Annotated in this window: 29 protein-coding genes; 18 read left to right on the top strand and 11 right to left on the bottom strand. The window is 54.2% G+C overall.

The window, feature by feature from the left end:
- The first annotated feature begins 162 nt into the window (after positions 1-162).
- The 3 genes from LOC22_RS19225 to yoaJ are packed head-to-tail and all read left to right on the top strand — an operon-like array spanning position 163 to position 1,410.
- Positions 163-1,191, top strand: coding sequence for a sensor domain-containing diguanylate cyclase (locus LOC22_RS19225; protein WP_230239125.1), 1,029 nt, complete (start codon positions 163-165; stop codon positions 1,189-1,191).
- Between the two features lie 45 nt (positions 1,192-1,236).
- Complete coding sequence (locus LOC22_RS19220; protein WP_015570793.1) at positions 1,237-1,335, top strand: YoaK family small membrane protein; 99 nt, start codon at positions 1,237-1,239, stop codon at positions 1,333-1,335.
- The gene (gene yoaJ, locus LOC22_RS22330; protein ID WP_015570794.1) at positions 1,336-1,410 is read left to right on the top strand and encodes a protein YoaJ; all 75 of its coding nucleotides are present in this window, start codon (positions 1,336-1,338) and stop codon (positions 1,408-1,410) included. It abuts the gene before it with no gap.
- 53 nt (positions 1,411-1,463) lie between these two features.
- On the opposite strand, the gene LOC22_RS19215 is transcribed toward yoaJ, so the two are convergent.
- The gene (locus LOC22_RS19215) at positions 1,464-1,712 is read right to left on the bottom strand and encodes a GlsB/YeaQ/YmgE family stress response membrane protein (protein ID WP_003857896.1); all 249 of its coding nucleotides are present in this window, start codon (positions 1,710-1,712) and stop codon (positions 1,464-1,466) included.
- A gap of 369 nt (positions 1,713-2,081) precedes the next feature.
- On the opposite strand from LOC22_RS19215, the gene yncL reads away from it, so the two are divergent.
- Both yncL and LOC22_RS19205 read left to right on the top strand, forming a co-directional pair.
- A complete protein-coding gene (yncL, locus tag LOC22_RS19210; RefSeq protein WP_071524166.1) occupies positions 2,082-2,174 on the top strand; it encodes a stress response membrane protein YncL in 93 nt (30 codons plus the stop codon).
- Positions 2,175-2,298: 124 nt separating this feature from the next.
- Entirely contained in the window at positions 2,299-3,798 is a 1,500-nt protein-coding gene (locus LOC22_RS19205) for a cyclic diguanylate phosphodiesterase (RefSeq protein WP_023296321.1), read from the top strand.
- A gap of 4 nt (positions 3,799-3,802) precedes the next feature.
- Here LOC22_RS19205 and LOC22_RS19200 read toward each other — a convergent pair whose 3' ends face one another.
- Positions 3,803-4,048: a YmjA family protein gene (locus LOC22_RS19200; protein WP_015570796.1), complete on the bottom strand. Its 246-nt coding sequence runs from the start codon at positions 4,046-4,048 to the stop codon at positions 3,803-3,805.
- A gap of 75 nt (positions 4,049-4,123) precedes the next feature.
- Positions 4,124-5,374: an NADP-dependent isocitrate dehydrogenase gene (gene icd, locus LOC22_RS19195; RefSeq protein WP_003857898.1), complete on the bottom strand. Its 1,251-nt coding sequence runs from the start codon at positions 5,372-5,374 to the stop codon at positions 4,124-4,126.
- Positions 5,375-5,491: 117 nt separating this feature from the next.
- Here icd and rluE point away from each other — a divergent pair, with 117 nt between their 5' ends.
- The 5 genes from rluE to purB are packed head-to-tail and all read left to right on the top strand — an operon-like array spanning position 5,492 to position 9,827.
- Positions 5,492-6,154, top strand: coding sequence for a 23S rRNA pseudouridine(2457) synthase RluE (gene rluE, locus LOC22_RS19190; protein WP_017693618.1), 663 nt, complete (start codon positions 5,492-5,494; stop codon positions 6,152-6,154).
- Entirely contained in the window at positions 6,154-6,627 is a 474-nt protein-coding gene (locus LOC22_RS19185) for an NUDIX hydrolase (protein ID WP_015570797.1), read from the top strand. Before rluE ends, LOC22_RS19185 begins: the two co-directional genes overlap by 1 nt.
- A gap of 40 nt (positions 6,628-6,667) precedes the next feature.
- Complete coding sequence (gene mnmA / locus LOC22_RS19180) at positions 6,668-7,780, top strand: tRNA 2-thiouridine(34) synthase MnmA (protein ID WP_032103856.1); 1,113 nt, start codon at positions 6,668-6,670, stop codon at positions 7,778-7,780.
- 27 nt (positions 7,781-7,807) lie between these two features.
- On the top strand, positions 7,808-8,437 hold the full coding sequence (gene hflD, locus LOC22_RS19175) for a high frequency lysogenization protein HflD (RefSeq protein ID WP_126805229.1): 630 nt from the start codon (positions 7,808-7,810) through the stop codon (positions 8,435-8,437).
- A gap of 19 nt (positions 8,438-8,456) precedes the next feature.
- Positions 8,457-9,827, top strand: coding sequence for an adenylosuccinate lyase (gene purB, locus LOC22_RS19170; RefSeq protein ID WP_017693620.1), 1,371 nt, complete (start codon positions 8,457-8,459; stop codon positions 9,825-9,827).
- A gap of 86 nt (positions 9,828-9,913) precedes the next feature.
- On the opposite strand, the gene LOC22_RS19165 is transcribed toward purB, so the two are convergent.
- Positions 9,914-10,369: an anti-adapter protein IraM gene (locus LOC22_RS19165; protein ID WP_045907473.1), complete on the bottom strand. Its 456-nt coding sequence runs from the start codon at positions 10,367-10,369 to the stop codon at positions 9,914-9,916.
- A 413-nt stretch (positions 10,370-10,782) separates the two neighbouring features.
- Between LOC22_RS19165 and phoP the strand changes: the two genes are divergently transcribed.
- The 3 genes from phoP to LOC22_RS19150 all read left to right on the top strand — a co-directional run bounded on the left by phoP (position 10,783) and on the right by LOC22_RS19150 (position 14,131).
- Positions 10,783-11,454, top strand: coding sequence for a two-component system response regulator PhoP (gene phoP, locus LOC22_RS19160; protein WP_026094318.1), 672 nt, complete (start codon positions 10,783-10,785; stop codon positions 11,452-11,454).
- Complete coding sequence (gene phoQ / locus LOC22_RS19155) at positions 11,455-12,918, top strand: two-component system sensor histidine kinase PhoQ (RefSeq protein WP_032634007.1); 1,464 nt, start codon at positions 11,455-11,457, stop codon at positions 12,916-12,918. It begins immediately after the preceding gene.
- Positions 12,919-13,009: 91 nt separating this feature from the next.
- A complete protein-coding gene (locus LOC22_RS19150; protein ID WP_017384706.1) occupies positions 13,010-14,131 on the top strand; it encodes a cupin domain-containing protein in 1,122 nt (373 codons plus the stop codon).
- Between the two features lie 88 nt (positions 14,132-14,219).
- Here the strand turns inward: LOC22_RS19150 and LOC22_RS19145 are convergent, their stop codons facing one another.
- Both LOC22_RS19145 and pepT read right to left on the bottom strand, forming a co-directional pair.
- A complete protein-coding gene (locus LOC22_RS19145; protein WP_017384707.1) occupies positions 14,220-14,711 on the bottom strand; it encodes an REP-associated tyrosine transposase in 492 nt (163 codons plus the stop codon).
- A gap of 97 nt (positions 14,712-14,808) precedes the next feature.
- Positions 14,809-16,032: a peptidase T gene (gene pepT / locus LOC22_RS19140; RefSeq protein ID WP_006809220.1), complete on the bottom strand. Its 1,224-nt coding sequence runs from the start codon at positions 16,030-16,032 to the stop codon at positions 14,809-14,811.
- Positions 16,033-16,269: 237 nt separating this feature from the next.
- Here pepT and potA point away from each other — a divergent pair, with 237 nt between their 5' ends.
- Genes potA through potD form a run of 4 tightly spaced genes read left to right on the top strand, consistent with a single transcriptional unit; the run spans position 16,270 to position 20,078 of the window.
- The gene (gene potA, locus LOC22_RS19135) at positions 16,270-17,418 is read left to right on the top strand and encodes a spermidine/putrescine ABC transporter ATP-binding protein PotA (RefSeq protein WP_162837914.1); all 1,149 of its coding nucleotides are present in this window, start codon (positions 16,270-16,272) and stop codon (positions 17,416-17,418) included.
- The gene (gene potB / locus LOC22_RS19130) at positions 17,402-18,259 is read left to right on the top strand and encodes a spermidine/putrescine ABC transporter permease PotB (protein WP_017693625.1); all 858 of its coding nucleotides are present in this window, start codon (positions 17,402-17,404) and stop codon (positions 18,257-18,259) included. The genes potA and potB overlap by 17 nt, the downstream gene beginning before the upstream one ends.
- Entirely contained in the window at positions 18,256-19,047 is a 792-nt protein-coding gene (gene potC / locus LOC22_RS19125; RefSeq protein ID WP_015570805.1) for a spermidine/putrescine ABC transporter permease PotC, read from the top strand. The genes potB and potC overlap by 4 nt, the downstream gene beginning before the upstream one ends.
- Positions 19,044-20,078, top strand: coding sequence for a spermidine/putrescine ABC transporter substrate-binding protein PotD (gene potD / locus LOC22_RS19120; protein ID WP_015570806.1), 1,035 nt, complete (start codon positions 19,044-19,046; stop codon positions 20,076-20,078). The genes potC and potD overlap by 4 nt, the downstream gene beginning before the upstream one ends.
- A 34-nt stretch (positions 20,079-20,112) precedes the next feature.
- On the opposite strand, the gene cobB is transcribed toward potD, so the two are convergent.
- The 5 genes from cobB to lolC are packed head-to-tail and all read right to left on the bottom strand — an operon-like array spanning position 20,113 to position 25,052.
- Entirely contained in the window at positions 20,113-20,934 is an 822-nt protein-coding gene (cobB, locus tag LOC22_RS19115; RefSeq protein ID WP_006809226.1) for a Sir2 family NAD+-dependent deacetylase, read from the bottom strand.
- A gap of 14 nt (positions 20,935-20,948) precedes the next feature.
- The gene (gene nagK, locus LOC22_RS19110; RefSeq protein WP_032670943.1) at positions 20,949-21,860 is read right to left on the bottom strand and encodes an N-acetylglucosamine kinase; all 912 of its coding nucleotides are present in this window, start codon (positions 21,858-21,860) and stop codon (positions 20,949-20,951) included.
- Positions 21,861-21,914: 54 nt separating this feature from the next.
- Positions 21,915-23,159 (bottom strand): lipoprotein-releasing ABC transporter permease subunit LolE, encoded by a 1,245-nt coding sequence (gene lolE / locus LOC22_RS19105; protein ID WP_032619921.1) that lies wholly within the window; start codon positions 23,157-23,159, stop codon positions 21,915-21,917.
- Positions 23,159-23,860 carry a lipoprotein-releasing ABC transporter ATP-binding protein LolD gene (gene lolD / locus LOC22_RS19100; protein ID WP_015570809.1) on the bottom strand — a complete coding sequence of 234 codons (702 nt, stop codon included), beginning with the start codon at positions 23,858-23,860 and terminating at the stop codon, positions 23,159-23,161. Before lolD ends, lolE begins: the two co-directional genes overlap by 1 nt.
- The gene (gene lolC / locus LOC22_RS19095) at positions 23,853-25,052 is read right to left on the bottom strand and encodes a lipoprotein-releasing ABC transporter permease subunit LolC (protein WP_017384712.1); all 1,200 of its coding nucleotides are present in this window, start codon (positions 25,050-25,052) and stop codon (positions 23,853-23,855) included. The genes lolD and lolC overlap by 8 nt, the downstream gene beginning before the upstream one ends.
- A 256-nt stretch (positions 25,053-25,308) precedes the next feature.
- On the opposite strand from lolC, the gene LOC22_RS19090 reads away from it, so the two are divergent.
- Entirely contained in the window at positions 25,309-26,382 is a 1,074-nt protein-coding gene (locus LOC22_RS19090; RefSeq protein WP_023296315.1) for an acyltransferase family protein, read from the top strand.
- The last annotated feature ends 553 nt before the right edge of the window (positions 26,383-26,935 follow it).

Genomic DNA, 26,935 nt, shown 5'->3' with positions numbered 1-26,935 from the left:
TGCCCCGATCTCAACATCGGGGCTTTTTTTTAGCCTCCCCCTAATCCGCCTTCAGAAGAATCTATAAAATTAATCCTGTTCATGTTTTACTATGGCTGGAGTCTATATTTTCAGCACAACATGCAGATACAGAGGTCTTCTGCATGGGAGTCATCCTGCCTCATGTCAGATATCATTCTTGCCCGTGTTTCGGAAACCCTCTCCACTGAGCAATCTCTCGACAGTCTGGTGCGTCAGCTACTGGAAATGCTGGAAATTGTGACGGATATGGAATCAACCTACCTGACGAAAGTCGATATCAATGCGCGTTTGCAGCACATTTTATATGCCCGTAACAGCAAGCAAATGCAGATCCCTGAAGGATTCAGCGTGCCCTGGGACGAAACGCTGTGTAAGCGCGCCATCGACAGCGACACGTTGTTCAGTAACGAGGTGCCCGACCGCTGGCCGGAGTGTGAAGCGGCCAAAGCACTGGGCATTACAACCTATATGAGCGTGCCGGTTCACCTGGCTGACGGTTCTCTGTATGGCACGCTTTGCGCGGCCAGCACCGCACAGAAACAGTTCAGCGAGCGTGGCGAGCAGGTGATCAGGCTCTTTGCCGGGTTAATTGGTCAGTACATTCACAAAGAGTCGCTTGTGCTTCAGCTTCGCGAAGCAAATGCGGCGCTCATTGCCCACTCTTACACCGACGCCCTCACCGGCCTGCCGAATCGTCGCGCCATTTTTGAAAACCTTACCACCCTGTTCTCACTGGCGCGCCATCTTAACCGCAACGTCATGATGGCCTTTATTGACCTCGATGATTTCAAGCGAATCAATGACCAGTACGGGCATGAGGCGGGCGATCGCTTCCTTGTACAGGTCGGCAAGCGGCTGACTCACGAGCAAACGCAGGATGAGATTATTGGCCGGCTCGGCGGCGATGAATTTCTGGTTGCCAGCCTGAGTCACAGCGATGATGGCGACGCCAGCAAAGAGGTCAACGCAATCAAAACCCGCCTCAATGGTCTTATTGCGGGCGAATACGGGTTAGGTAATGCCACTATTCTTTATCCCGGCGCAAGCCTTGGCGTCGTTATTGTTGATCCTCACCGCACTGATGAAGATAGCGCCCTGCGCACCGCAGACCTCGCGATGTATCAGGATAAAAAAGGAAAAAGCAAAACAGGCTTTGTCGCGTTAGATTAAAATCGTACACTCTACGGCCTTATACAAACTCAAACAGGTGATGGCATGAGAATAGGGATCCTCTTTCCGGTGGTTATTTTTATCACGGCGGTGGTGTTTTTAGGCTGGTTTTTCCTTGGTGGTTACGCCGCGCCGGGGGCTTAAATGAGAAAAACGACCATCATCATGCTGATTGTCGCCATCGTGGCCGTCGCCGGTACGCAGTTGGGCTGGTGGTAACGCCCAAAGTAAAAAGGCCGCCGTCAGGCAGCCTTTTTTAACTCAGGTCAGCTTTAGCTTTTGATTTTTCTGTAGATAAACAGAACAACCAGCGCGCCAATCACCGCGACGACAAAGCTGCCGAAGTTGAAGCCATCAACTCTGCCAAAGCCGAACAGGGTACTGATCCAGCCACCGACGACTGCACCCACAATCCCCAGAATGATCGTGACGATGAAACCGCCGCCATCTTTGCCCGGCATAATCCACTTCGCCAGGATCCCCGCAATCAGCCCAAAGATAATCCAGGATAAAATTCCCATAGCTTTCCTCTCTGTATGGTTTTTGTCATTAAATCAACGACACAGAAAAGGATAGCACAGGATCTGAGAAAGGAAATTTGTGATAAGAATCACACGGTTCGTTTGATTAAAATATGAGCAGTAAAAAAATGCCGTTCCACACTCATCGTGGGGTTGCATCTTTTACTGAGAAAGATTATCTTTCTCATTACTGAATAGTTGAGCAAATCACTCAGGTATTCAGTACGACATTGCTCACATTGCTTCCAGTATTTCTTGCCCACTCTTGAGTGGGCTTTTTTTTGCGCGAACCCACCAAAATCTGGCGTTTCTTCAGTGGAGGTGAAACGCTATTCTCGGTGGCTACTGAACAACAAAAACGTTGATAACATGAACGTATCAAGCAAGTTTGTCATCTGCCTTAATCTTGTTTCTGCCAGTACGTTACTGCTACTGCTCTCAACACGGTTTGAGTGGTTCTGATATGAAAGGAGCCTGGCATGGTGGCTTTCCTTTCGATTCCGTGCAGCCTCAACTCTCATACTTGTAGCTTTTATGACCTGTGTTAAGATCCCTGCACCTCAGGACGTGGTGGGACAACAGGAAAATGAAGAAGGCCATTGCCGTTGCTATCATCTCAACCTTTATGGTCGTCCTGTCGCTGTATGCTGTTAACGCCATTATCGCTGAGCAGCAAAAGAACCGGCAGAGGGAGATCTCCCACACGCTCTTAAGCTATTCTGAAGAGTTAACGCAAAATATCGCCAGTACGCTTAAAAATACCTCCGCGCAGGGATGCGATAGCGCCAGTCTGAACGTCTACCGAAAATTAAAGATGCGAAGTCTCTATTTCGCCGATGTGGGGTTTATTGAAAAGGGGAAAATCACCTGCACCGCGTTTTGGGGCAAGCTGGCAAATCCCATCGCCCTTCCCTCTGAGCTGCATAATACCCAGAACGGTTTCAGCCTGGCGCAGTTTTCGCAGAAAGATTTCTTTGTCGGCAATGCGACAATCTATAACCACCTTATTATCTTCACCTCCCGTTCAGCCTACGATAAATTTGCCCCCGTTACCGCCAACTATTCGCTTCGTTCTTCCACTAAAGATTTCGGCCGCACCTTTTTCACCGTTACGCCGCCATCAGAAAACTTCAGCCGCTTACAGTCTCTGTTATTTACGCTGGCTGTGACAGAGTGCAGTACACGCTGGGATTTGTGCGTTACCGTCACACACCATGATGCCGGACTGGCTTCGCTCTCCCACGTAGTGATGGTGCTTCTGTGCTTGTTTTTATACTTTATCTGGGTATCCCTGACGCTGTTTTCTCTTCGACTTTATGAAGACCGACGTTCTCTGGAACGAACGCTGGTCAAAGCGGTAAAAGCGAATACCATCAGCGTTCATTTTCAGCCTGTTATTCGGGTTGCTGATAAGAAAATCGTCGGGGTTGAAGTGTTATCAAGATGGCAGGATAACAATCACAAAGAGGTTTCTCCTGAGCTGTTTATCCCGTTAATTAAAAAAATTGGCCTGTATAACGTTTATTATCAGAACATGATAAAGAAATCCCTGGCGGAAATTGCCGCGCTGGCCGCTGAACATCAGTTAATGATTTCACTGAACGTTGGCCGGACGGAAATTGAAGACGGCAAATTCCTGGCGGTATTACGTCATGAATGCTCAGAGAACGCGATTCCCTTATCGTTAATCAAAGTTGAGTTATCCGAAAATGGCGTTTCCACCGCGGCCATCCTTGAAGAGTTTTGTGAGGAGCTTAAATCGGCAGGCGTCAAAATTTCAATAGACGATTTTGGTGTGCAAAACTCTAATCTGGCCAGGCTATCAAATCTCAAATATGACGAAATCAAGGTGGATAAGTCGTTAGTGGACGGCATCAGCGAGCACTATAAACAGGATATCCTGGTGATCTTCAGCGACGCGCTCGCTAAACTGCACAAAACCCTGGTTTTTGAAGGGGTTGAAAGCGAAACGCAATATCAGTTCATCGCGCAGAGATACCCCGATGCCCTCGTACAAGGCTGGTACTTTTCAAAGTCGCTAACCCGGCACGACCTCGCCAGGCTGCTGGCAGACTCAGCGCGATGACGCGTTATTCATTGCCCCACTGATTCAGGAAGTTCGCAATATCGTCAATGCGCGCTTCGTCTATCTCCGCCTGGACAGCCATCTCCCGCTGCGCCTCTTCACTGATTTCCTCATTGTTGTATAAGCGAGTGAGCAGCAGCTGGAAATAGTGTGCCAGCGGCGTACGCTCTGCCTCTTCTACCGGTTTCGCCGTTTCAGTCGCATACTCGTCGACGATGTCATAATACTTGAGCGGGATATCATGGTTCATAGCGTTGTTTCCGTCTTGTGTGCATAAAAAACGGGAACCCTCAGGCTCCCGTTGTCATTTAACCCAGCGAGTGGATTACATGTTCGCGATAATCGCGTCGCCAAACTCTGAGCATTTCAGCAGTTTAGCGCCTTCCATCAGACGTTCAAAGTCATAGGTGACGGTTTTCGCGTTAATCGCGCCTTCCATACCCTTAACGATCAGGTCTGCGGCTTCGAACCATTCCATATGACGCAGCATCATCTCTGCGGACAGAATGATAGAGCCTGGGTTGACTTTGTCCTGGCCTGCGTATTTAGGTGCAGTACCGTGAGTTGCTTCGAACAGGGCGCACTCGTCACCGATGTTCGCGCCCGGGGCGATACCGATACCACCCACCTGCGCGGCCAGCGCATCGGAGATGTAGTCACCATTCAGGTTCATACAGGCGATCACGTCATACTCAGCAGGTCGCAGCAGGATCTGTTGCAGGAACGCATCGGCAATCACATCTTTAATGATGATCTCTTTACCGGTGTTCGGGTTCTTAATTTTCTGCCATGGGCCGCCGTCGATCAGTTCACCGCCGAACTCTTCGGTCGCCAGCTGGTAGCCCCAGTCTTTGAACGCGCCTTCGGTGAACTTCATGATGTTGCCTTTGTGAACCAGGGTCACAGAGTCACGATCGTTGGTGATAGCGTATTCGATGGCGGCACGCACCAGACGCTTGGTCCCTTCTTCGGAGCATGGCTTGATGCCGATGCCGCAATGCTCAGGGAAGCGAATTTTCTTCACACCCATCTCTTCGCGCAGGAATTTAATCACTTTTTCTGCATCAGCAGAGTCCGCTTTCCATTCGATACCGGCGTAGATGTCTTCTGAGTTTTCACGGAAGATAACCATGTCGGTCAGTTCCGGGTGCTTAACCGGGCTTGGGGTGCCCTGGTAGTAACGCACCGGACGCAGACACACATACAGATCCAGTTCCTGACGCAGCGCCACGTTCAGGGAGCGAATGCCACCGCCAACTGGTGTGGTCAGAGGGCCTTTGATAGCAACGCGATAGTCGCGGATCAGGTCCAGCGTTTCGGCTGGCAGCCAGACGTCCTGGCCATAAACTTGAGTCGATTTTTCACCGGTGTAAATTTCCATCCAGGAAATTTTACGCTCGCCTTTGTAGGCTTTCTCAACAGCGGCATCAACCACTTTCAGCATTGCCGGGGTAACGTCTACGCCGATACCGTCGCCTTCAATGAACGGGATAATCGGGTTGTGAGGAACGTTAATCTTGCCGTTTTGCAGGGTGATCTTTTTACCTTCCGCCGGAACAACTACTTTGCTTTCCATTAACCTCTCCTTCGAGCGCTTCTGGTTGTTACTGATCTTATGTTAATAAATTGTAATGAGCCTTCCGATAGTACCTGATTGTCCGACGCCATGAAAGGTCTTCGTTATTAGGCTATAATGCGGCAATTGATAACGCCTGAAAATACCATGACGAAAACTTCTTTTAGAAAACACCGGGTTGAGCGATTCAGCTCACGACAAGCCACCAGAAGAACGCCAGAACCCCAGCCAACGCGGGTCATACTGTTCAATAAACCCTACGATGTATTGCCGCAGTTTACCGACGAGGCCGGGCGCAGCACGCTGAAGGACTTTATTCCCGTTCAGGGAGTGTACGCGGCGGGACGTCTGGATCGTGACAGCGAAGGGTTGCTGGTGCTCACCAATGACGGCGTGCTCCAGGCCAGGCTCACTCAGCCGGGCAAGCGTACCGGGAAAATTTACTTTGTGCAGGTTGAAGGCGAGCCGGACGACGCGTCGCTGGCAAAACTGCGTAACGGCGTAACGCTGAACGACGGTCCCACCCTGCCGGCTGGTATTGAGCGCGTGAATGAACCCGAGTGGCTATGGCCGCGCAACCCGCCGATTCGTGAGCGGAAATCCATTCCCACCAGCTGGCTTAAAATCACCCTTTATGAAGGCCGCAACCGACAGGTCAGGCGCATGACTGCGCATGTGGGCTTCCCTACCCTGCGACTCATTCGCTATGCCATGGGCAGCTACACGCTGGACTCGCTGGCAAACGGGGAATGGCGGGATGTTACCCCTAAGGAGAACTGATGTTTAAACCTCATGTTACGGTCGCCTGCGTGGTCCATGCGCAGGGGAAATTCCTGGTGGTGGAAGAAACCATCAACGGCAAAGCGCTGTGGAACCAGCCTGCCGGGCATCTTGAAGCCAATGAAACCTTACGCCAGGCGGCAGCCCGTGAGCTGTGGGAGGAGACGGGTATCCGCGCCGAACCGCAGCATTTTATCCGTATGCATCAGTGGATAGCGCCTGACCAGACGCCTTTCCTGCGCTTCTTATTCGCCGTTGAACTTAACGAAACGTGCGCCACTGAACCGCACGACGACGATATCGATCGCTGCCTGTGGGTGACTGCCGAGGAGATCCTGAACGCGCCAAACCTGCGTTCGCCGCTGGTGGCGGAAAGCATCCGCTGCTGGCAGTCTGCGGCGCGCCTGCCGCTGGATATCATTGCAGAGTTTAACTGGCCGTTTACAGAGGGTGTCAATGGTGGGGGGGCGTGATAGAATACGCCGCCTTGAAGTTCAATGTCGTGAGTATTCCATGTCAGATAACAGCCAGAAAAAAGTAATCGTCGGCATGTCCGGCGGTGTCGATTCCTCCGTTTCCGCCTACCTGTTGCAGCAACAGGGCTATAAGGTGGAGGGCCTGTTCATGAAGAACTGGGAGGAAGACGATGGCGAGGAATACTGCACTGCCGCTGCGGATCTCGCCGATGCGCAGGCCGTGTGCGATAAGCTCGGCATCGAACTGCACACCGTTAACTTTGCCGCAGAATACTGGGACAACGTTTTTGAACTCTTCCTCGAAGAGTACAAAGCGGGCCGCACGCCAAACCCGGATATCCTGTGCAACAAAGAGATCAAATTCAAAGCCTTCCTCGAATTCGCCGCGGAAGACCTGGGCGCAGACTACATTGCGACCGGCCACTACGTGCGTCGCGCGGATGTGAATGGCAAAAGCCAGCTGCTGCGCGGCCTGGACGGCAACAAAGATCAGAGCTACTTCCTCTATACGCTGAGCCACGAACAGATTGCCCAGAGCCTGTTCCCGGTCGGCGAGCTGGAAAAGCCGGAAGTGCGTAAGATTGCTGAAGATCTGGATCTGATTACCGCGAAGAAAAAAGACTCCACCGGTATTTGTTTTATCGGCGAGCGTAAATTCCGCGAGTTCCTGGGGCGCTACCTGCCTGCACAGCCGGGCAAAATCGTCACCGTTGACGGCGATGAGATTGGTCAGCACCAGGGGCTGATGTACCACACTCTCGGCCAGCGTAAAGGTCTGGGTATCGGCGGCACCAAAGAGGGCAGCGAAGATCCGTGGTACGTGGTCGACAAAGACGTCGAAAACAATATTCTGGTTGTGGCTCAGGGTCACGACCACCCGCGCCTGATGTCCGTTGGACTGATCGCGCAACAGCTGCACTGGGTCGATCGCGAGCCGCTGAAAGGCACGCTACGCTGCACAGTGAAAACGCGCTACCGCCAGACGGACATCCCTTGCACCGTAACCGCACTGGATGACGATCGCATTGACGTGCGTTTCGACGAGCCGGTTTCCGCCGTTACCCCTGGCCAGTCTGCTGTTTTCTACAGCGGCGAAATTTGCCTCGGCGGTGGGATCATTGAACAGCGCCTGCCGCTGCCTGCTGTTTAAACCGTTTGCACACATAAAGGAGACCGTGTGGCGAAGAACTATTATGACATCACCCTGGCGCTGGCGGGAATTTGCCAGTCAGCCCGTCTGGTGCAACAGCTGGCGCATCAGGGTCATTGCGACGCTGATGCCCTGCACGTTTCACTCAACAGCGTTATCGATCTTAACCCAGGCTCCACGCTGGGCGTCTTTGGCGGCAGTGAAACCAATCTTCGTCTCGGTCTTGAAACTTTGCTCGGCGTGCTCAACGCCAGCAACCGTCAGGGGTTGAACGCGGAACTGACCCGCTACACCTTAAGCCTGATGGTGCTGGAACGTAAGCTTAATGCGGCAAAAGGCGCAATGAATACCCTGGGCGACCGCATCGCCGGGCTACAGTGCCAGCTCGACCACTTTGACCTCCAGTCTGAGACCCTGCTCAGCGCGATGGCCGGTATCTACGTTGACGTGATTAGCCCGCTCGGCCCGCGTATTCAGGTCACCGGTTCGCCTGCCGTATTGCAAAGCCCACAGGTACAGGCGAAGGTACGCGCCTCGCTGCTGGCAGGCATCCGTGCCGCCGTGCTGTGGCAACAGGTCGGCGGTGGCCGCCTACAGTTAATGTTTTCTCGTCATCGCCTGACGACTCAGGCAAAACAAATTCTTGCTCATTGTTAACCTCCCGGAGTTGCGAATTATGGAATTATCCTCACTGACCGCCGTATCCCCTGTCGATGGACGCTACGGCGATAAAGTCAGCGCGCTGCGCGGGATCTTCAGCGAATATGGCCTGCTGAAGTTCCGTGTTCAGGTTGAAGTACGCTGGCTGCAAAAGCTGGCCGCCCAGACAGCAATCAAGGAAGTTCCTGCTTTTGACGCAAAGGCAAACGATTACCTTGATAAAATCGTTGCTGAGTTCAGCGAAGAAGATGCCGCGCGCATTAAAACCATCGAACGCACCACCAACCACGACGTGAAAGCGGTTGAATACTTCCTGAAAGAGAAAGTAGCAAGCGTCCCTGCCCTGCACGCGGTCTCTGAGTTTATTCACTTCGCCTGTACGTCTGAAGATATTAACAACCTGTCTCACGCGCTGATGCTCTCTACCGCGCGGAAAGAAGTGGTACTCCCTTACTGGCGTAAAATCATTGATGCGGTGAAAGCGCTGTCCGTGGAATACCGCGACATTCCGCTGCTGTCCCGTACTCACGGCCAGCCAGCAACCCCATCCACCATGGGTAAAGAGATGGCGAACGTGGCGTACCGCATGGAACGCCAGTATCGTCAGCTGGAGCAGGTTGAGATCCTCGGCAAAATCAACGGCGCGGTGGGTAACTACAACGCCCACATCGCCGCGTACCCGGAAGTGGACTGGCACCAGTTCAGCGAAGAGTTTGTGACCTCTCTGGGGATCCAGTGGAACCCGTACACCACCCAAATTGAGCCGCACGACTACATCGCCGAGCTGTTTGACTGCATTGCGCGCTTCAACACCATCCTGATCGACTTCGATCGTGATGTATGGGGTTACATCGCCCTGAACCACTTCAAGCAGAAGACCATCGCCGGGGAAATCGGTTCGTCCACCATGCCGCACAAAGTGAACCCAATCGACTTCGAAAACTCCGAAGGTAACCTGGGTCTGGCGAATGCCGTGTTGCAGCATATGGCGAGCAAGCTGCCGGTCTCCCGCTGGCAGCGCGACCTGACTGACTCCACGGTGCTGCGTAACCTGGGCGTAGGTATTGGCTACGCGCTGATCGCCTACCAGTCCACCCTGAAAGGTGTGAGCAAACTGGAAGTTAACCGCGACCGTCTGCTGGACGAGCTGGATCACAACTGGGAAGTGCTGGCGGAGCCGATTCAGACCGTGATGCGTCGTTACGGCATCGAAAAACCGTACGAGAAACTCAAAGAGCTGACCCGCGGTAAACGCGTTGATGCTGAAGGTATGAAACAGTTTATCGACGGTCTGGCGCTGCCAGAAGAAGAAAAAGCGCGCCTGAAAGAGATGACCCCGGCAAACTATATTGGCCGTGCCATCGCTATGGTTGACGAGCTGAAGTAATCGCCCTTCCCCCTTTCCACCTGGAAAGGGGGCTGCTTTACATCATCGAGCCGACATTTCACGTCACATTATCTGTTTTGCCGGGATTAGAGCCTGCCGTCAGGCTGAATGTTATTTTTTGCCGTGGAATAACTTTCCGGAATATACCGTTTTAAGCCGAACGGGCACAGTTTGAACTGGCACGGGATTTCAGCCGTGCACGGGCGATCCATCTCCTGTCGGTTGCCTGGACACGCGTTTTTCTGTATGAACCCCATCCAGCCTATTGATGTAAAGGGCATTGCCTGCGCTATCCATACTCTACGCCGCCGATCGTTAATCAGGATCCCCTGGTTTGAAGTGGTGATGATTTCACCTGTACGAACGTAATAATCTCCCTTTAACCACAGGATATAATTCAGGCCATACTGTGTTTCAACTTTGCAAAAGATGGTTCCGCTTTCCGGGCTCGCAATAGTCTCAACAACCTTCCATTCCATAAAGTCCTCTTTACTCGCTATATTGCTGTTTTGTTGTGTAAAAATGCTGCTTTTCTGGCACATCTTATGCAAATCTAATTTCGCACCATAAAATAAGCGTAGACAAAGCCAGGCATAGTGAGAACATCCTTACAAAAAAAAGGGCAATATTTACAAAACTGGCGTGCCCGTGCTGTCCAAAAAGCGACTCGCCTTCAACAGTTCATAAACGGATGGCTGTTTTATCGGGATTGCGAAAGCTTGCGAAAACAAGTCAGTTTATATTACCCGCGCCTGCTGGGGGCGCATGAGGCTTACGTGAGTTGGGTGGGTGATATGAACCAGGCTCAGGTCAACATACTTAATAATCAGGTGCCTGGCGTCATCCCCCCCTGTGTTCGGGAGCATGAAAAAAATCATTTAATTTCATTGCGCTGGTGTCAACCTGAATAATCAGCGTTAAACTATTCATACCATTTATAAAGGGAGAAGTGATGATGCGCGTACTGGTTGTTGAGGATAACGCATTGCTACGCCATCACCTGAAAGTTCAACTTCAGGAGATGGGTCATCAGGTGGATGATGCTGAAGACGCAAAAGAGGCCGATTATTATCTCAATGAACACCTGCCGGACATCGCCATTGTCGATTTAGGGCTGCCGGATGAAGACGGATTGTCCCTTATCCGCCGCTGGCGTAGCCATGACGTTTCCCTGCCGGTACTGGTGCTGACTGCCCGCGAAGGCTGGCAGGACAAGGTTGAAGTCCTGAGCGCTGGCGCGGATGACTACGTGACCAAACCCTTCCATATTGAAGAAGTCGCTGCGCGTATGCAGGCGCTGCTGCGCCGCAACAGCGGGCTGGCGTCACAGGTTATCTCTCTGCCGCCGTTCCAGGTGGACCTCTCTCGCCGCGAATTTTCTATTAATGATGAAGTGATCAAGCTGACCGCATTCGAATACACCATCATGGAAACGCTGATCCGTAACAACGGTAAAGTGGTGAGCAAAGATTCCCTGATGCTTCAGCTCTATCCGGATGCCGAGCTGCGCGAAAGCCACACCATTGACGTGCTGATGGGTCGCCTGCGTAAAAAAATTCAGGCGCAGTACCCGCATGACGTGATCACCACCGTGCGTGGTCAGGGCTACCTGTTCGAATTACGCTAAATGAAAGGGATATTGCGCCACATTTTACCCCTTTCGCTGCGGGTTCGCTTTTTGCTGGCAACCGCCGCCGTCGTGCTGGTGCTGTCGCTCTCTTATGGGATGGTGGCGTTGGTCGGTTATAGCGTGAGCTTCGATAAAACCACCTTCCGCCTGCTTCGCGGCGAAAGTAACCTGTTTTATACCCTGGCGAAGTGGGAGAACAACCGAATCACCGTCGAGATGCCGGAAAACCTGAATCAGCAGAGCCCGACGCTGGCGCTGATCTATGATGAAAAAGGGAAATTGCTTTGGGCCCAGCGCGATGTCCCGTGGTTGAAAAAGCGCATCCGTCCGGAATGGCTGAAAACCAACGGTTTTCATGAAATAGAAGCCGACCTCAACTCCACCAGCAGCCTGCTGCGTGACGATCGCGCCTTACAGATCAAGCTAAATGAGATCCGTGCCGAAGATGACGACACGGAGATGACCCACTCTGTGGCCATCAACCTTTACCCCGCCACCCTGAACATGCCGCAGTTAACCATTGTGGTGATCGATACCATACCGGTTGAGCTGAAACGCTCGTATATGGTCTGGAACTGGTTTGTGTATGTTCTGGCTGCCAACCTGCTGCTGGTGATCCCTCTCCTGTGGGTTGCTGCGTGGTGGAGCCTCCGCCCGATTGAATCCCTTGCCAAAGAGGTGCGCGAGCTGGAGGAACATCACCGCGAGAAGCTAAACCCGGAGACCACGCGTGAGCTGACCAGCCTGGTGCGCAACCTCAACCGCCTGCTGAAAAGCGAACGTGAACGCTACGACAAGTATCGCACGACGCTCACCGACCTTACGCACAGCCTGAAAACCCCGCTGGCCGTGATGCAGAGTACCCTGCGTTCCATGCGCAGTTCGAAAATGAGCGTGGATGACGCCGAGCCGGTGATGCTGGAACAAATCAGCCGTATTTCACAGCAGATCGGCTATTACCTGCACCGCGCGAGCATGCGTTCCGGAAGCGCCCTGTTGAGCCGTGAACTGCACCCGGTAGCCCCGCTGCTGGATAACCTCACCTCTGCGCTGAACAAGGTGTACCAGCGTAAAGGGGTCAACATCAGTCTGGATATCTCACCGGAAATTAGCTTTGTCGGTGAGAAAAATGACTTTATGGAAGTGATGGGAAACCTGCTCGATAACGCCTGCAAATATTGTCTGGAGTTTGTCGAGGTGTCCGCGCGGGTAACGGATAACGAACTGCATATTATCGTTGAGGATGATGGTCCTGGCATTCCCTGTAATAAACGCGAAGTGGTGTTCGATCGCGGCCAGCGCGCCGATACGCTGCGGCCAGGCCAGGGCGTCGGATTATCCGTCGCCAGGGAAATCGTCGATCAGTACGAGGGCAAGATTGAAACCGGTGAAAGTTTGCTGGGCGGTGCCCGTATGGAAGTCATTTTTGGCCGCCAGCATCCCGTATCGAACGATAGTTGACCCGAAATGTGAAAAATACGCGGATCTCGCAGTCAGGGGGCGGTGCTTCCGTTATAATCCGTCTCAGTAAGAGCCTGCGGAATACAAAAATATGGATTATCAATTAACGCTTAACTGGCCCGAATTTATTGAACGTTACTGGCAAAAACGCCCGGTCGTTCTTAAACGCGGGATCAGCAATTTTATCGACCCTATTTCTCCTGACGAACTCGCTGGTCTGGCGATGGAAAACGAGGTAGACAGCCGTCTGGTGAGCCACCAGGACGGGAAATGGCAGGTCAGCCACGGTCCCTTTGAAAGCTACGATCATCTGGGCGAAAACAACTGGTCTTTACTGGTGCAGGCGGTCAACAACTGGCACGAACCCACCGCAGCCTTAATGCGTCCCTTCCGCGCCCTGCCAGACTGGCGAATGGACGATCTGATGATCTCCTTCTCCGTTCCCGGTGGCGGCGTGGGTCCGCATCTGGATCAGTACGACGTGTTTATCATTCAGGGTACCGGTCGCCGTCGCTGGCGCGTGGGCGAAAAAGTGCCAATGAAGCAGCACTGCCCGCACCCGGATCTGCTTCAGGTTGATCCGTTTGAAGGGATCATTGATGAAGAGCTGGAACCAGGTGACATTCTTTATATCCCACCGGGCTTCCCGCATGAAGGTTATTCCCTGGAGAACTCGCTGAACTATTCGGTTGGTTTCCGCGCGCCAAGCGGGCGCGAGATGATCAGCGGATTTGCTGACTATGTTTTACAGCGTGAGCTGGGCAGCTACCGTTACAGCGATCCGGACGTTCCGGCGCGTGAGCACCCGGCGGATATTCTGCCAGAGGAGCTGGATAAGCTGCGCGGGATGATGCTGGATCTGATCAACGAACCGGAGCACTTCAGACAGTGGTTTGGCGAGTTTATCAGCCAGTCGCGTCACGAACTGGACGTCGCACCGCCAGAGCCGCCGTATCAGGCAGATGAAATTTATGATGCGCTCCAGCAGGGCGATAAGCTGGTTCGTCTGGGCGGATTACGCGTACTGCGCATTGGCGAAGAGGTATTCGTCAACGGCGAGCGCCTGGACTCTCCGCATCGCCCGGCGCTGGAAGCGATTGCCAGCCATATGGTGCTGACTGCGGATACCTTTGGCGACGCACTGGACGATCCCTCCTTCCTCGCCATGCTGGCCGCGCTGGTGAACAGCGGGTACTGGTTTTTTGAGGACTGAGCCGCTTTAATGCCCGGCGACGCTGCGCTTACCGGGCCTACGATCGAAATGTAGGCCGGGTAAGGCGTAGCCGCCACCCGGCTTTGTTTTACTTCCGCTCCCCCGCCGCAAAATCCTCAATCTCACCCGCCCAGTCTGCCGGATATAACCCTTCCCGCACGTCCCGATGAAACGTTGAATATGGCCAGTCGACGACTTTCCCGACATAGCCATGCTTCAGCGGATTGATGTAGACGTAATCCATATGCCGCCGATAATCCTGCTCATTGCGAATAGTGTGCTCCCAGAAACGCGGTTGCCAGACGTGGCGCATTTCAATGTTGCGGCTAAACGTTTTTTTGATGTCGCGCCAGCGCGCTGAAAAGTCACTGTCTCCTTCCGGCAGGGTCCAGATACAGTGCATATGTTCAGGCAGGATAACCCAGGCGTTAATGGTAAAGGGCTTCGCACGCTTAACCGTGGCGGTAGCGGAACGCAGGCTGTCGATGTGGCGAGTAAGTAAATCGCTCTGGCGGTTTTGCAGATTGACGGTGAAAAACCAGGTCCCACCGGGGATGTAGTGGCGGCGGTAGTTTGACATTGGCACTCCTTGCCCATTGCCCGGTGGCGCTGCGCTTACCGGGCCTACGATCGAAATGTAGGCCGGGTAAGGCGTAGCCGCCACCCGGCATAAAACATTACCGCTTCGCGGTTAACTCCGCTATCCGCACGATCACCTGCACCGCTTTCTCCATCCCTTCCAGCGTCACGAATTCATGCTTGCCGTGGTAGTTATATCCACCGGTAAACAGGTTCGGGCACGGCAGGCCCATAAACGACAGCTGTGAACCATCGGTACCGCCACGGATCGGTTTCATCACCGGCTCGATGTCACAATCGCGCATCGCCTGCTGGGCGATATCAAGAATATGCGGATGCTCCATCACCTTATCGCGCATATTGTAATAGCTGTCTTCGATGATGAGTTCAATATAGCAATCCGGATGTAGCCCCTTGCCGACCTTTTTCGCGATCTCCATCATCTTACGTTTGCGTGCTTCAAAGGCTTTGCGGTCGAAATCGCGGACAATATAGTGCATCTGCGCGCTGTCCACGGTCCCCTTGATGCTGGTCAGATGATAAAAACCCTCATACCCTTCCGTCATCTCCGGGCTCTCTTCGGCGGGCACTTCCGCATGAATACGCGCAGCCAGCGACAGCGCATTCACCATCACCCCTTTCGCAGACCCCGGGTGCACGTTATTCCCGACGATTTTGATCGTCACCGATGCCGCGTTAAAGTTTTCATACTCCAGTTCACCCACGCCGCCACCGTCGACGGTGTAGGCCCACTGCGCGTTAAACGCCTCAACGTCAAAGTGTTTTGCGCCTTTTCCAACCTCTTCATCCGGCGTGAAGGCCACGCGGATATCGCCATGTGGGATATTTTTGCCCTTCAGCACCGCCAGCGCCGTCATGATCTCGGCGATGCCCGCTTTGTCATCGGCCCCCAGCAAGGTTTTGCCGTCAGTGGTGATTAACGTCTGCCCCAGCAGCTGATGCAGTACCGGGAACATCACCGGCGACAGCACTTCGTCGCCAATGCCCAGCGCAATATCACCGCCGCGATAGTTTTCAACAATCTGCGGGTTTACGTGTTTACCGCTAAAATCAGGTGAGGTATCGACATGAGAAATAAAGCCAATTGCCGGGATATCGCCGTCAATATTCGCCGGCAGCGTTCCCATCACGGTCCCTTTTTCGCTGAGCGTGACATCAACCAGCCCCATGGCCTCCAGCTGCTCTTTCAGCAGATTTAGCAGCTTCCACTGGCCTTCGGTGCTTGGCACCTGTCGGACCCCCGGCTTAGATTGGGTATCCAGCGAAACGTAATGTAAGAAACGCTCAAGTAGTTTATCCATGCAGTCACCCTCACTTTTTGTGACAACATTATCATTAAGCAGCAAAACGCAAATATTGCGTCAGGTCACTTTTATCCCGCAAACGAGAACTTTTTACGTTTATATCGTTGTGCGTTAATAAATGTAGCTTATGAATAAGTGAGAAGGATTGGCGATTCAATGGGTTTGCCGTAGAATGTCCGCCCTCATTACGAGTCACCAAGGTGGTTACACACAAACCCCGCTTCAGTCTGCTGCCTGAGGCGTCTATATGGGACAGCGCGAAAATTGAATACACAACCCCGTTCCCTTTCACCGCTGGTGCAACTGGAACGAATTCGTAAAAGTTTCGATGGCAAAGATGTCATTTCCGACCTTAATCTGACCATCAATGACGGTGAGTTTCTCACGCTGCTCGGCCCCTCCGGCTGCGGCAAAACCACCGTCCTGCGCCTTATCGCCGGGCTGGAAAGCGTCGATAACGGCCATATCCATCTTGAGAACCAGGACATAACCCAGGTTCCAGCCGAAGATCGCCACGTCAATACCGTCTTTCAGAGCTATGCCCTGTTCCCGCACATGACCGTGTTTGAGAACGTGGCGTTTGGCCTGCGGATGCAAAAAACACCGGCCAGCGAGATCCCACCTCGGGTTACCGAAGCCCTGCGCATGGTACAGCTGGAGGCGTTCGCCCAGCGCAAGCCGCATCAACTTTCCGGTGGTCAGCAGCAGCGTGTGGCCATTGCCCGCGCCGTGGTCAACAAACCTCGCCTGCTCCTGCTGGATGAATCCCTCTCCGCGCTGGACTACAAGCTGCGCAAGCAGATGCAGAACGAGCTGAAAGCGCTTCAGCGTAAGCTCGGCATCACGTTCGTGTTTGTTACGCACGATCAGGAAGAAGCCCTGACCATGTCAGACCGTATCGTGGTGATGCGCGACGGCAAGATTGAGCAGGATGGCACCCCGCGTGAAATTTACGAAGAGCCGAAAAACCTGTTCGTCGCCAGCTTTATAGGCGAAATCAATATTTTCAACGCCACGGTGATTGAGCGTCTGGACGAGCAGCGCGTTCGCGCGAACGTGGAAGGCCGCGAATGCAATATTACCGTCAACTTTGCCGTCGAGAAGGGGCAAAAGCTCAACGTCCTGCTGCGCCCGGAAGATCTCCGCGTTGATGAGATCCACGACACGGCTGACGTCGAAGGTCTGATCGGTTACGTTCGCGAACGCAACTACAAAGGGATGACCCTCGAATCCGTTGTGGAACTGGAAAACGGCAAAATGGTGATGGTCAGCGAGTTCTTTAACGAGGACGATCCGGACTTCGACCACTCGCTGGATCAGAAAATGGTCATCAACTGGGTAGAAAGCTGGGAGGTTGTACTGGCTGATGAAGAACACAAGTAAGTTCCAGAATGTGGTGATTGCCACGATCGTCGGTTGGCTTGTGTTGTTTGTCTTTCTACCCAACCTGATGATCATCGTAACCAGCTTCCTGACCCGCGACGACGCGAACTTCGTCGCGATGGTCTTTACGCTGGACAACTACGCGCGCCTGCTCGATCCGCTCTATTTTGACGTGCTGCTGCACTCGCTCAATATGGCGCTGATTGCTACCCTCGCCTGTCTGGTGCTGGGGTATCCATTCGCCTGGTTCCTGGCCCGCCTGCCGCAAAAAGTACGGCCGCTGCTGCTGTTTTTACTGATTGTACCCTTCTGGACCAACTCGTTAATCCGCATCTACGGGCTGAAAATCTTCCTCAGCACCAAAGGTTATCTGAACGAGTTTCTGCTGTGGCTGGGGGTGATCGAGACGCCGATCCGCATCATGTTCACCCCGGGCGCGGTGATTGTCGGCCTGGTCTATATCCTGCTGCCGTTTATGGTGATGCCGCTCTACTCCAGCATTGAAAAGCTCGATAAACCGCTGCTGGAAGCGGCGAAAGACCTGGGCGCCAGTAAGTTACAAACCTTTGTCCGCATCATTATTCCGCTGACCATGCCGGGTATTATCGCCGGCTGTCTGCTGGTCATGCTGCCTGCGATGGGCCTGTTCTACGTATCGGACCTGATGGGCGGGGCGAAAAACCTGCTGATCGGTAACGTGATTAAGAGCCAGTTCCTGAATATCCGCGACTGGCCGTTCGGCTCGGCCACCAGCATAACGCTGACGGTGGTGATGGGGCTGATGCTGCTGGTTTACTGGCGTGCATCACGCCTGCTGAATAAGAAGGTGGAGCTGGAATGATCGGTCGACTGCTTCGCGGCGGTTTTATGACCGCCATTTATGCGTATCTCTATATTCCGATAATCATTTTGATCGTGAACTCCTTTAACAGCTCACGCTTCGGGATCAACTGGCAAGGGTTTACCACCAAATGGTATGGCCTGCTGATGAACAATGACAGCCTGCTACAGGCCGCTCAGCACTCGCTGACGATGGCGGTATTCTCTGCCACCTTCGCGACGCTGATTGGCTCGCTGACCGCCGTGGCGCTGTACCGCTACCGTTTTCGCGGTAAGCCGTTCGTCAGTGGCATGCTGTTTGTGGTGATGATGTCCCCGGATATCGTGATGGCCATTTCACTGCTGGTGCTGTTTATGCTGCTGGGCGTCCAACTCGGTTTCTGGTCGCTGCTGTTCTCGCATATCACCTTCTGTCTGCCGTTTGTGGTGGTAACCGTCTACGCGCGTCTGAAAGGGTTCGACGTACGCATGCTGGAAGCGGCGAAAGATCTGGGTGCGAGCGAGATGACCATTCTGCGCAAAATCATTCTGCCGCTGGCGATGCCCGCCGTGGCAGCAGGATGGCTGCTCAGCTTTACCCTGTCGATGGACGACGTGGTCGTGTCCTCCTTCGTCACCGGGCCGAGCTATGAAATTCTGCCGTTGAAGATCTACTCAATGGTTAAAGTCGGTGTTTCACCCGAAGTGAACGCGCTGGCGACTATTCTGTTGGTGTTATCGCTGGTTCTGGTAATTGCCAGCCAGGTTATTGCTCGTGATAAAACAAAATCTCAGGGGACACAGAAATGAAAAAAATGCTTGCCGCTGCGGCACTGGTGCTCGGAATGGGCGCCGCGCATGCTGATGACAGCAAAACGCTCTATTTCTACAACTGGACCGAGTATGTGCCGCCGGGCCTGCTGGAGCAGTTCACCAAAGAGACGGGCATCAAGGTGATCTATTCGACCTACGAGTCGAATGAAACCATGTACGCCAAGCTCAAAACCTATAAAGATGGCGCGTATGACCTGGTGGTGCCGTCGACCTATTTCGTCGACAAGATGCGCAAAGAAGGCATGATCCAGAAGATCGACAAAACGAAGCTAACCAATTTTTCAAACCTCGATCCTGAGATGCTAAACAAGCCGTTCGACCCGAACAACGACTACTCCATTCCGTACATCTGGGGCGCGACGGCAATTGGCGTCAACAGCGATGCCATTGATCCAAAAACGGTTTCATCCTGGGCTGACCTGTGGAAGCCGGAATACAAAAGCAGCCTGCTGTTAACCGACGATGCGCGCGAAGTGTTCCAGGTTGCGCTGCGTAAACTCGGCTATTCCGGTAACACCACCGATCCGAAAGAGATCGAAGCGGCGTATAACGAACTGAAAAAGCTGATGCCAAACGTGGCGGCGTTCAACTCGGATAACCCGGCTAACCCGTATATGGAAGGTGAAGTGAATCTGGGTATGGTCTGGAACGGCTCTGCGTTTGTGGCGCGTCAGGCCGGGACGCCGCTGGAGGTGGTCTGGCCGAAGGAGGGCGGCATCTTCTGGATGGACAGCCTCGCGATCCCGGCGAATGCGAAAAACGTCGAGGGCGCCCTGAAGCTGATCAATTTCCTGCTGCGCCCGGATGTGGCAAAAGAGGTGGCGGAAACCATCGGCTACCCGACGCCAAACCTGGCCGCGCGGAAGCTGCTCAGCCCTGAAGTGGCAAATGATAAATCGCTTTATCCGGACGCTGAAACCATCAGCAAAGGGGAATGGCAGAACGACGTCGGTGACGCGAGCCGCCTGTATGAAGAGTATTATCAGAAGCTAAAAGCAGGCCGTTAATGCGTAACGGGCGACGCAATGTCGCCCGTTACTCTTACAGCCCCTTCAGGAGTTTATCCACAAAGGCTGGCACCACCTCGCTCGCCAGACCGTAATGTTTCTCTTCAAACTCGCTCCCGACCTGGCTTGGCTCCAGATTAAGCTCCACCGTATGGGCACCTTGCAGTCGCGCTTCGTGAACAAATCCTGCCGCCGGATAGACATGTCCTGAGGTACCAATGGCGATAAAGACGTCCGCCATAGCCAGGGCGCTATAGATCTCATCCATTCCCAGCGGCATTTCGCCAAACCAGACCACATGCGGACGCAGACGCGAAGGGAACTGACAGCAGTGGCAGCGGTCTTCGTCCAGCACGTCCTCTTTCCAGTCCAGCACCTGACCACTCCATGCGCACCGCACCTTGAGCAGTTCGCCGTGCATGTGAATGATGTTGTGGTTTCCGGCCCTTTCGTGAAGATTGTCGATGTTCTGCGTGACCAGCAGAAAACGATCCCCCAGCGCTTCCTCCAGCTTTGCCAGCGCCAGGTGCGCCGCATTCGGTGCAATCTCCGGCTGCTGAAGCTGGCGACGGCGGGCGTTGTAGAACGCCTGCACCAGCGCCGGGTCGCGGGCGAAACCTTCCGGCGTCGCCACATCTTCAACTCGGTGTTCTTCCCACAGTCCGTCCGCCGCGCGGAAGGTCTGAATACCGGATTCGGCGGAGATCCCCGCCCCGGTCAACACCACCACTCTGGGTTTATCCATCGCTTCTGGCATCATCCTGTCTCTGAAAAAGATCCGCTGACGCAGGCGTTCACGTAAGCGGCGTTTATTTTTGCGAAAACGGCTGAGTCGACCCTGGCGACGCGACAGCATAATAACCTCGTAAACTAATCGGTGAGATGAAGGAATGCGGCTCCGCGCATGCCTCCTGCGTCCCCGTGTCGCGCACGCTCAATGCGCGGCACGCGGGCGACCGGCAATAAATGTCGGGGCAGACGCCCGGACAACTGTTCCGTAATCGCAGTGAAATTTGACAGCCCTCCCCCGATCACCAGCAGATCCGGGTCGACGATGGTCAGGATATTCCCCAGGCACACGGCCAGCAAGTCGAGATAGCGTTCAACGTGCTCTCGCGCCTGCGCATCCCCTTGTTCCCACAGGGTAATGATTTGGGGGGCGTCATGTTTCTGATGATAGAAGTGTTCATAAAGCCATGCAAACCCACGGCCTGAAAGGTAACTCTCAATACAGCCGTGCTGACCACAACCGCAGCGGATCAACGGGAAATCACGTCCGACAACATCCAGCGCATCCACCGGCAGACGGATATGACCAAATTCGCCGGTAATGTAGCTGCGCCCGGTAATGGGCTTACCGTTAATGACTATCCCGCCCCCCACGCCGGTTCCGAGGATCAGCCCCATAACCAGCGGATAGCGACGAAACTCGTCGTCCCAGGCCTCTGAGAGAGCAAAACAGTTGGCATCGTTGTCTAAGCGCACGTCGCGCTCAAGGAGAGCAGAAAGATCGGCACGCAGCGGTTTGCCGCTGGCAGCAGGAACGTTGGCGGCATACAGCGTGCCATCGTCGGTTTCGGGCATACCCGGAATACCAATGCCGACGCTGCCTTTGACGCCAAAGCGTTCATCCGCTTGCGCCACCAGCGCGGCAATGGCGGTTAAAAATTCATCGTAGCTTTCGCGCGGCGTGGGTACGCGGGTTTCCCATTGTAGCTTAAGGTCTTTATCGAACACGCCGAGCGCAATCTTGGTGCCGCCAATATCAAATCCGTAATACATGATGCATTCCTCTGTTTGATTCAGCGGCCAAAAGACCGCTAAACCATGACGAAATTACTGGCCACTTAATACCCTCGCCGGATCAATTCGGCTTGCGCGACGCGCCGGATACCAGCTTGCCAGCAGACTCAGTAAAAGTGCTGTCACCAGCACATAAATAACGTCCAGCCAGTGCAGTTCAGACGGCAGGAAGTCAATAAAATAGATATCGCCTGACAGGAACTGATGGCCAATAAGCGCTTCAATTCCGTTAATAATCGGCGTCAGCTGAAGGGAAACCACCACGCCGATCGCCACACCGCAAAGGCTGCCAAACAGCCCCGCCAGCAAACCGTACCAGACGAAGATGGCGCGAATAAGACCGTCTTTCGCCCCTAAGGTACGCAGCACGGCGATGTCGCCGCTCTTATCCTTAACGGCCATGACCAGCGTCGAGACGATATTAAAACACGCCACCCCAATCACCAGCACCATCGCCAGATACATAATCGCGCGGATCATCTGGATATCACGGTACATATACCCGTAAGTGCCGATCCAGCTTTTGATGTAGACATAGTTATTGGTCACGCTGCCAGCGTCACGCACCAGTTTATTGGCGTTGAAGACGTCGTTAACCTTAATGGCAATGCCCGTCACGCTGTCGCTCATATCCAGATACTGGCGCGCATCTTCCAGCGGCACCATCGCGAAGCTGTGATCGAGCTGGCCGCTCAGCTGCAAAATACCGGTGACGTGCAGACGTACGCGCTTAGGCTGCTGCAATTTGTGATCAGCGCTGGCGTTCGGGATCATGATCGAGACCCAGTCGCCCTGCTTCACCTTCAGCGCATCGGCAACGCCTTTGCCCATGATGATCTGCTGCTCGCCAGCCTTAAAGTTTGCCCATGCGCCATTTTGCACATAGCGCGGCAGCGCACTCAGACGCTCTTCCTGACGAGGATTTACCCCTTTCACCTGAATGGCGCGCAGGTTTACCCCGCTCTCTACCAGCCCGGTAAAGTTGATGTAAGGTGCAGCCGCCGCAATGCCGGGCACCTTTTCCACTTTGTTAAGGGCATCACGCCAGTTGGACCACGGCTGGTTAGCCGGCTCGATTTCACCGTGGGGGACAACGGCCAGAATGCGGTTATTCAGTTCACGCTCAAAGCCGTTCATGGCGCTTAAGCCCACGATCAACACCGCCACGCCCAGGGCGATACCGATGGTGGAGATCACGGAGATAAGGGATACCATCCCGCTCCGGCGACGACCGCGGCTAAAGCGTAACCCGATGAGTAACGATAACGGTGAAGCCATTACTCCGCTCCCATCAGCGTCAGTTCAGCATTCAGACGACCGTCGCGCATTTCCAGCTGACGCCCCATCCGCTTAGCCAGTTGTAAATCGTGGGTGACCACCAGAAACGCGGTTCCCTGCGCGGCGTTCAGTTCGCCGAGAAGCTGGAAAATGCTGTCTGCGTTACGCGCATCGAGGTTACCTGTCGGTTCATCCGCCAGCACCAGGCGCGGGTTGTTGACCAGCGCACGGGCGATGGCCACACGCTGACGCTCACCGCCGGAAAGCTCAGACGGACGGTGATTTCCGCGATGACCCAGCCCTACCGCTTTTAGCATGTCGCTGGCGCGGGCATTAATTTCCGCGGGTTTCTTTTTACCAATCAGCAGCGGCATTGCGACGTTTTCCAGCGCCGTAAAGTCCGGCAGCAGATGGTGGAACTGATAGATAAAGCCCAGCTCGCGGTTACGCAGCTCGGCTTTCGCCGTAGACGACATTTTACTCAGCGGCTGACCGGAGAAGATCACATCGCCTTCGGTTGGCGTGTCCAGCCCGCCAAGCAGATGCAGCAACGTACTTTTACCGGAACCGGAGCTGCCGACAATCGCCATCATCTCGCCTTCACCCACGCTAAAACTCACATTGTGCAACACGTCGGTCTGCACAGTGCCTTCCTGATAGCGTTTGGACAGGTTGTCGCACTGCAACAGGATCTTATTCATAACGTAAAGCCTCAGCGGGTTGAGTGGCGGCAGCCCGCCAGGAAGGATAAAGCGTAGAAAGCAGCGCAATGGCCATCGCGGCCAGCGCAATACCGACCACCTGGAGCGGCTCGATTGCCACCGGCAGCGCCGCGCCATCAAGCAGCGCGCCGATAATCGGCATGAGATTGTTGAGCTGGCTGGCGAGCAGCGCCCCCAGCGCCGCGCCGAGCAGCGCGCCGATGATGCCAGCGCTGGCGCCCTGGACCATAAATACCGCCATGATCTGGCGCGGAGTCAGCCCCTGAGTTTGCAGAATGGCGACTTCGCCTTGCTTCTCCATCACCATCAGCCCGAGCGAGGTGATGATATTAAACGCGGCAACGGCCACGATCAGGCTCAGCAGCAGCCCCATCATGTTTTTCTCCATGCGCACGGCCTGGAACAGTTCGCCCTTCCGGTCGCGCCAGTCCTGCCATTTCGTCCCTTCCGGTAGCGTCTGCTGGCTAAGGGTATCCACCTTCAGCGGCGCATCAAGCCACAGACGCCAGCCGGTGATATTTCCCGCCGGGTAGCGCATCAGACGCGAGGCGTCCTGAATGTTAACCAGCATCTGGTAACCATCGACTTCGCTGTTCGCCGCAAACGTGCCAATCACGTTGAACAGGCGCTGGCTTGGCAGACGCCCCATCGGCGTAAACTGACTGGCTGACGGCACCATCACACGCAGCTGATCGCCACGGTTGACCCCGAGCTGCCCGGCAAGCTGCTCGCCGAGGATGACGTTGTATTTACCCGCTTCCAGGTCGGTTTGTTTCACATTGACCAGGAACGGCGTCAGCGGATCTTTTTGCGCCGGATCGATACCCAGCATCACCCCGACCGCCACGCTACGGGCGCTTTGCAGCACCACATCGCCCGTCGTGAGCGGCGCAACGCGCGTGACACCCTGTAACTTCACCGCGCTTTCCGGCAGCTGTTGCGGGTTAACGGACCCCTGAGTGGAAGAGAGAACGGCCTGCGGCATCAGCCCCAGGATATTGTTTTGCAGCTCGCGCTCGAAGCCGTTCATGACGGAAAGCACCGTCACCAGTGCCATCACGCCAAGCGTAATGCCAATAGTCGAAAGCCAGGAGACAAAGCGACCGAAGCGGTCCGCGGCGCGCCCACGCATGTAACGTAAGCCTATAAAGAGTGCGACAGGTTGATACATGAAATCCGTCTGTTTGCTGATAGCAGACCCACGAGTATATAAGCGAATCCGCTAAGCGTAAATGACTGAAACCGTAAGATTCGGTAATCATTTTTCCGAAAAATTCAGATAAATCATCATGCTACTGACTGAACTTCCGCCAGACAGCCTCCACCTTTTCCGAAAATCGTCCTGATACAGACTGTTACCCGTTACATCAGGGTTTCATTTTACAACAATCGACCTTTCGTTTATGGCAACAAGGTCGTCACGCACAATGAAACAAAAAGCATTATGGATTAACCAGATAAAAGGTCTGTGTATCTGCCTGGTGGTGATTTACCACTCGGTGATCACCTTTTATCCTCACCTGGACGGGCTACAGCATCCGTTATCGGGCCTGCTCGCCAAATGCTGGGTCTACTTTAATCTTTACCTTGCCCCGTTCCGTATGCCGGTGTTTTTCTTTATCTCCGGCTATTTGATCCGTCGATATATTGACGAGGTGAACTGGCGCACCAGTCTCGACAAGCGGATCTGGAGCATTGTCTGGGTTTTGGCCCTGTGGGGCGTCCTGCAATGGCAGGCGCTGACTCATCTGAATGCCTGGCTCGCCCCCGAGCGAGAGCTGGCGACAGCATCCAATGCGGCCTACGCCGATTCCGTTTCAGGGTTTGTACGGGGAATGCTCACGGCCAGCACCAGCCTATGGTATTTGTACGCCTTAGTGGTCTACTTTACGCTCTGTAAGCTGCTGAGCCGCTGGAAACTGCCGATGCTGGGGCTTCTGGCGCTGGCAAGCATCGCCATCAACTTCCTGCCGTTACCGTGGTGGGGAATGAACAGCGTGGTGCGCAACATGGTCTACTACAGCCTCGGCGCATGGTACGGCGCGCAGTTGATGGCGTGGATGAAAGGGATGAATTTGCGCCGCAGCTGGCTGATCCTCATCGCCTCTGGTGCGGTGTCGGTGGTGCTGTGGTTCGCTAACGTCCCTCTGCCGCTCTCTCTGCTGTCAATCGTGGTTATCATGAAGCTCTTTTACAGCTTCGAGCAGCGTTATGCCGTTCATCCCAATAACCTGCTGAACGTCATCGGTTCAAACACCATCGCGATATATACCACCCACCGCATTTTAATCGAGGCATTTAGCCTGCTCCTGATCCGCGAAATGAATGCGGCGTACTGGCCGATCTGGGCGGAGTTAACGCTGATTCTGGTTTATCCATTTATCAGCCTGCTCGTCTGCACGCTGGTTGGGCTGGGGGCACGTAAGCTCTCGACCGCCCTCTTTGGCGATCTTTTCTTCTCCCCTCCCGCGCGGCTTTCGCCCGTGCCCACGACCCGCTAACTAACCCTGTCCCATACGGGCTACAAAATAAGGCCTGCACAGACGGCTCCCTCTCCCTATGGGAGAGGGCTGGGGTGAGGGTGAACATACAGCTGTGGTGCTCGTTCCGTTCACCTTATGTTCCTTGCTATTCTTTAACCGCACGAGCGGTGAACGTGCCAGGGTGGCTCATTCGCCACCACCCTGGCAACCCGGGCTCCCGGCGGTAAATCGTCGCTTCGCGATACCCTCGGCTTATTCCTTCCGGCTATCGGGTCGGGCATGAGCCTGCATCCATGCAGGCCACGCCCTCTCGGCGCATCCCTGCGCCTCGCCCCGGCCTTCAGGAAACGCCTCAGCGATTTACAGCCGGACCAGGGCATCGCTGAAAGCCCTCAGTTAGTCTGAAGACAACGTTATTGCTTCTGCTTTCAAATTACTGAGGAACCCTCTACCCATCCGGGGGCACTTTCCCTCTTGTGCGGTTACGATTTGCTTATGTAAAACGATCGAGGATAATAAAGACATTGCGTATCAGTGATATGCCCCAATACTGTTGGTATATCCCCAAGAG

It is taken from the genome of Enterobacter sp. AN-K1, from assembly GCF_020971765.1.
Taxonomy (GTDB): Bacteria; Pseudomonadota; Gammaproteobacteria; order Enterobacterales; family Enterobacteriaceae; genus Enterobacter; species Enterobacter hormaechei_C.
The sequence above is the reverse complement of the archived record's forward strand: the minus strand, read 5'-3'. Positions and strand labels throughout refer to the sequence as shown.

Coding starts and splice junctions, on each gene's coding strand:
- LOC22_RS19150 (WP_017384706.1), top strand. CDS start 13,010: ATGGATTATCAATTAACGCTTAACTGGCCCGAATTTATTGAACGTTAC.
- phoQ (WP_032634007.1), top strand. CDS start 11,455: ATGAAAGGGATATTGCGCCACATTTTACCCCTTTCGCTGCGGGTTCGC.
- LOC22_RS19090 (WP_023296315.1), top strand. CDS start 25,309: ATGAAACAAAAAGCATTATGGATTAACCAGATAAAAGGTCTGTGTATC.
- lolD (WP_015570809.1), bottom strand. CDS start 23,860: ATGAATAAGATCCTGTTGCAGTGCGACAACCTGTCCAAACGCTATCAG.
- LOC22_RS19205 (WP_023296321.1), top strand. CDS start 2,299: ATGAAGAAGGCCATTGCCGTTGCTATCATCTCAACCTTTATGGTCGTC.
- LOC22_RS19185 (WP_015570797.1), top strand. CDS start 6,154: ATGTTTAAACCTCATGTTACGGTCGCCTGCGTGGTCCATGCGCAGGGG.
- phoP (WP_026094318.1), top strand. CDS start 10,783: ATGCGCGTACTGGTTGTTGAGGATAACGCATTGCTACGCCATCACCTG.
- potB (WP_017693625.1), top strand. CDS start 17,402: ATGAAGAACACAAGTAAGTTCCAGAATGTGGTGATTGCCACGATCGTC.
- cobB (WP_006809226.1), bottom strand. CDS start 20,934: ATGCTGTCGCGTCGCCAGGGTCGACTCAGCCGTTTTCGCAAAAATAAA.
- potD (WP_015570806.1), top strand. CDS start 19,044: ATGAAAAAAATGCTTGCCGCTGCGGCACTGGTGCTCGGAATGGGCGCC.
- rluE (WP_017693618.1), top strand. CDS start 5,492: ATGCGGCAATTGATAACGCCTGAAAATACCATGACGAAAACTTCTTTT.
- LOC22_RS19220 (WP_015570793.1), top strand. CDS start 1,237: ATGAGAATAGGGATCCTCTTTCCGGTGGTTATTTTTATCACGGCGGTG.
- LOC22_RS19215 (WP_003857896.1), bottom strand. CDS start 1,712: ATGGGAATTTTATCCTGGATTATCTTTGGGCTGATTGCGGGGATCCTG.
- purB (WP_017693620.1), top strand. CDS start 8,457: ATGGAATTATCCTCACTGACCGCCGTATCCCCTGTCGATGGACGCTAC.
- icd (WP_003857898.1), bottom strand. CDS start 5,374: ATGGAAAGCAAAGTAGTTGTTCCGGCGGAAGGTAAAAAGATCACCCTG.
- lolC (WP_017384712.1), bottom strand. CDS start 25,052: ATGTATCAACCTGTCGCACTCTTTATAGGCTTACGTTACATGCGTGGG.
- LOC22_RS19225 (WP_230239125.1), top strand. CDS start 163: ATGTCAGATATCATTCTTGCCCGTGTTTCGGAAACCCTCTCCACTGAG.
- nagK (WP_032670943.1), bottom strand. CDS start 21,860: ATGTATTACGGATTTGATATTGGCGGCACCAAGATTGCGCTCGGCGTG.
- lolE (WP_032619921.1), bottom strand. CDS start 23,159: ATGGCTTCACCGTTATCGTTACTCATCGGGTTACGCTTTAGCCGCGGT.
- potC (WP_015570805.1), top strand. CDS start 18,256: ATGATCGGTCGACTGCTTCGCGGCGGTTTTATGACCGCCATTTATGCG.
- pepT (WP_006809220.1), bottom strand. CDS start 16,032: ATGGATAAACTACTTGAGCGTTTCTTACATTACGTTTCGCTGGATACC.
- LOC22_RS19145 (WP_017384707.1), bottom strand. CDS start 14,711: ATGTCAAACTACCGCCGCCACTACATCCCCGGTGGGACCTGGTTTTTC.
- mnmA (WP_032103856.1), top strand. CDS start 6,668: ATGTCAGATAACAGCCAGAAAAAAGTAATCGTCGGCATGTCCGGCGGT.
- yncL (WP_071524166.1), top strand. CDS start 2,082: ATGAACGTATCAAGCAAGTTTGTCATCTGCCTTAATCTTGTTTCTGCC.
- LOC22_RS19200 (WP_015570796.1), bottom strand. CDS start 4,048: ATGAACCATGATATCCCGCTCAAGTATTATGACATCGTCGACGAGTAT.
- LOC22_RS19165 (WP_045907473.1), bottom strand. CDS start 10,369: ATGTGCCAGAAAAGCAGCATTTTTACACAACAAAACAGCAATATAGCG.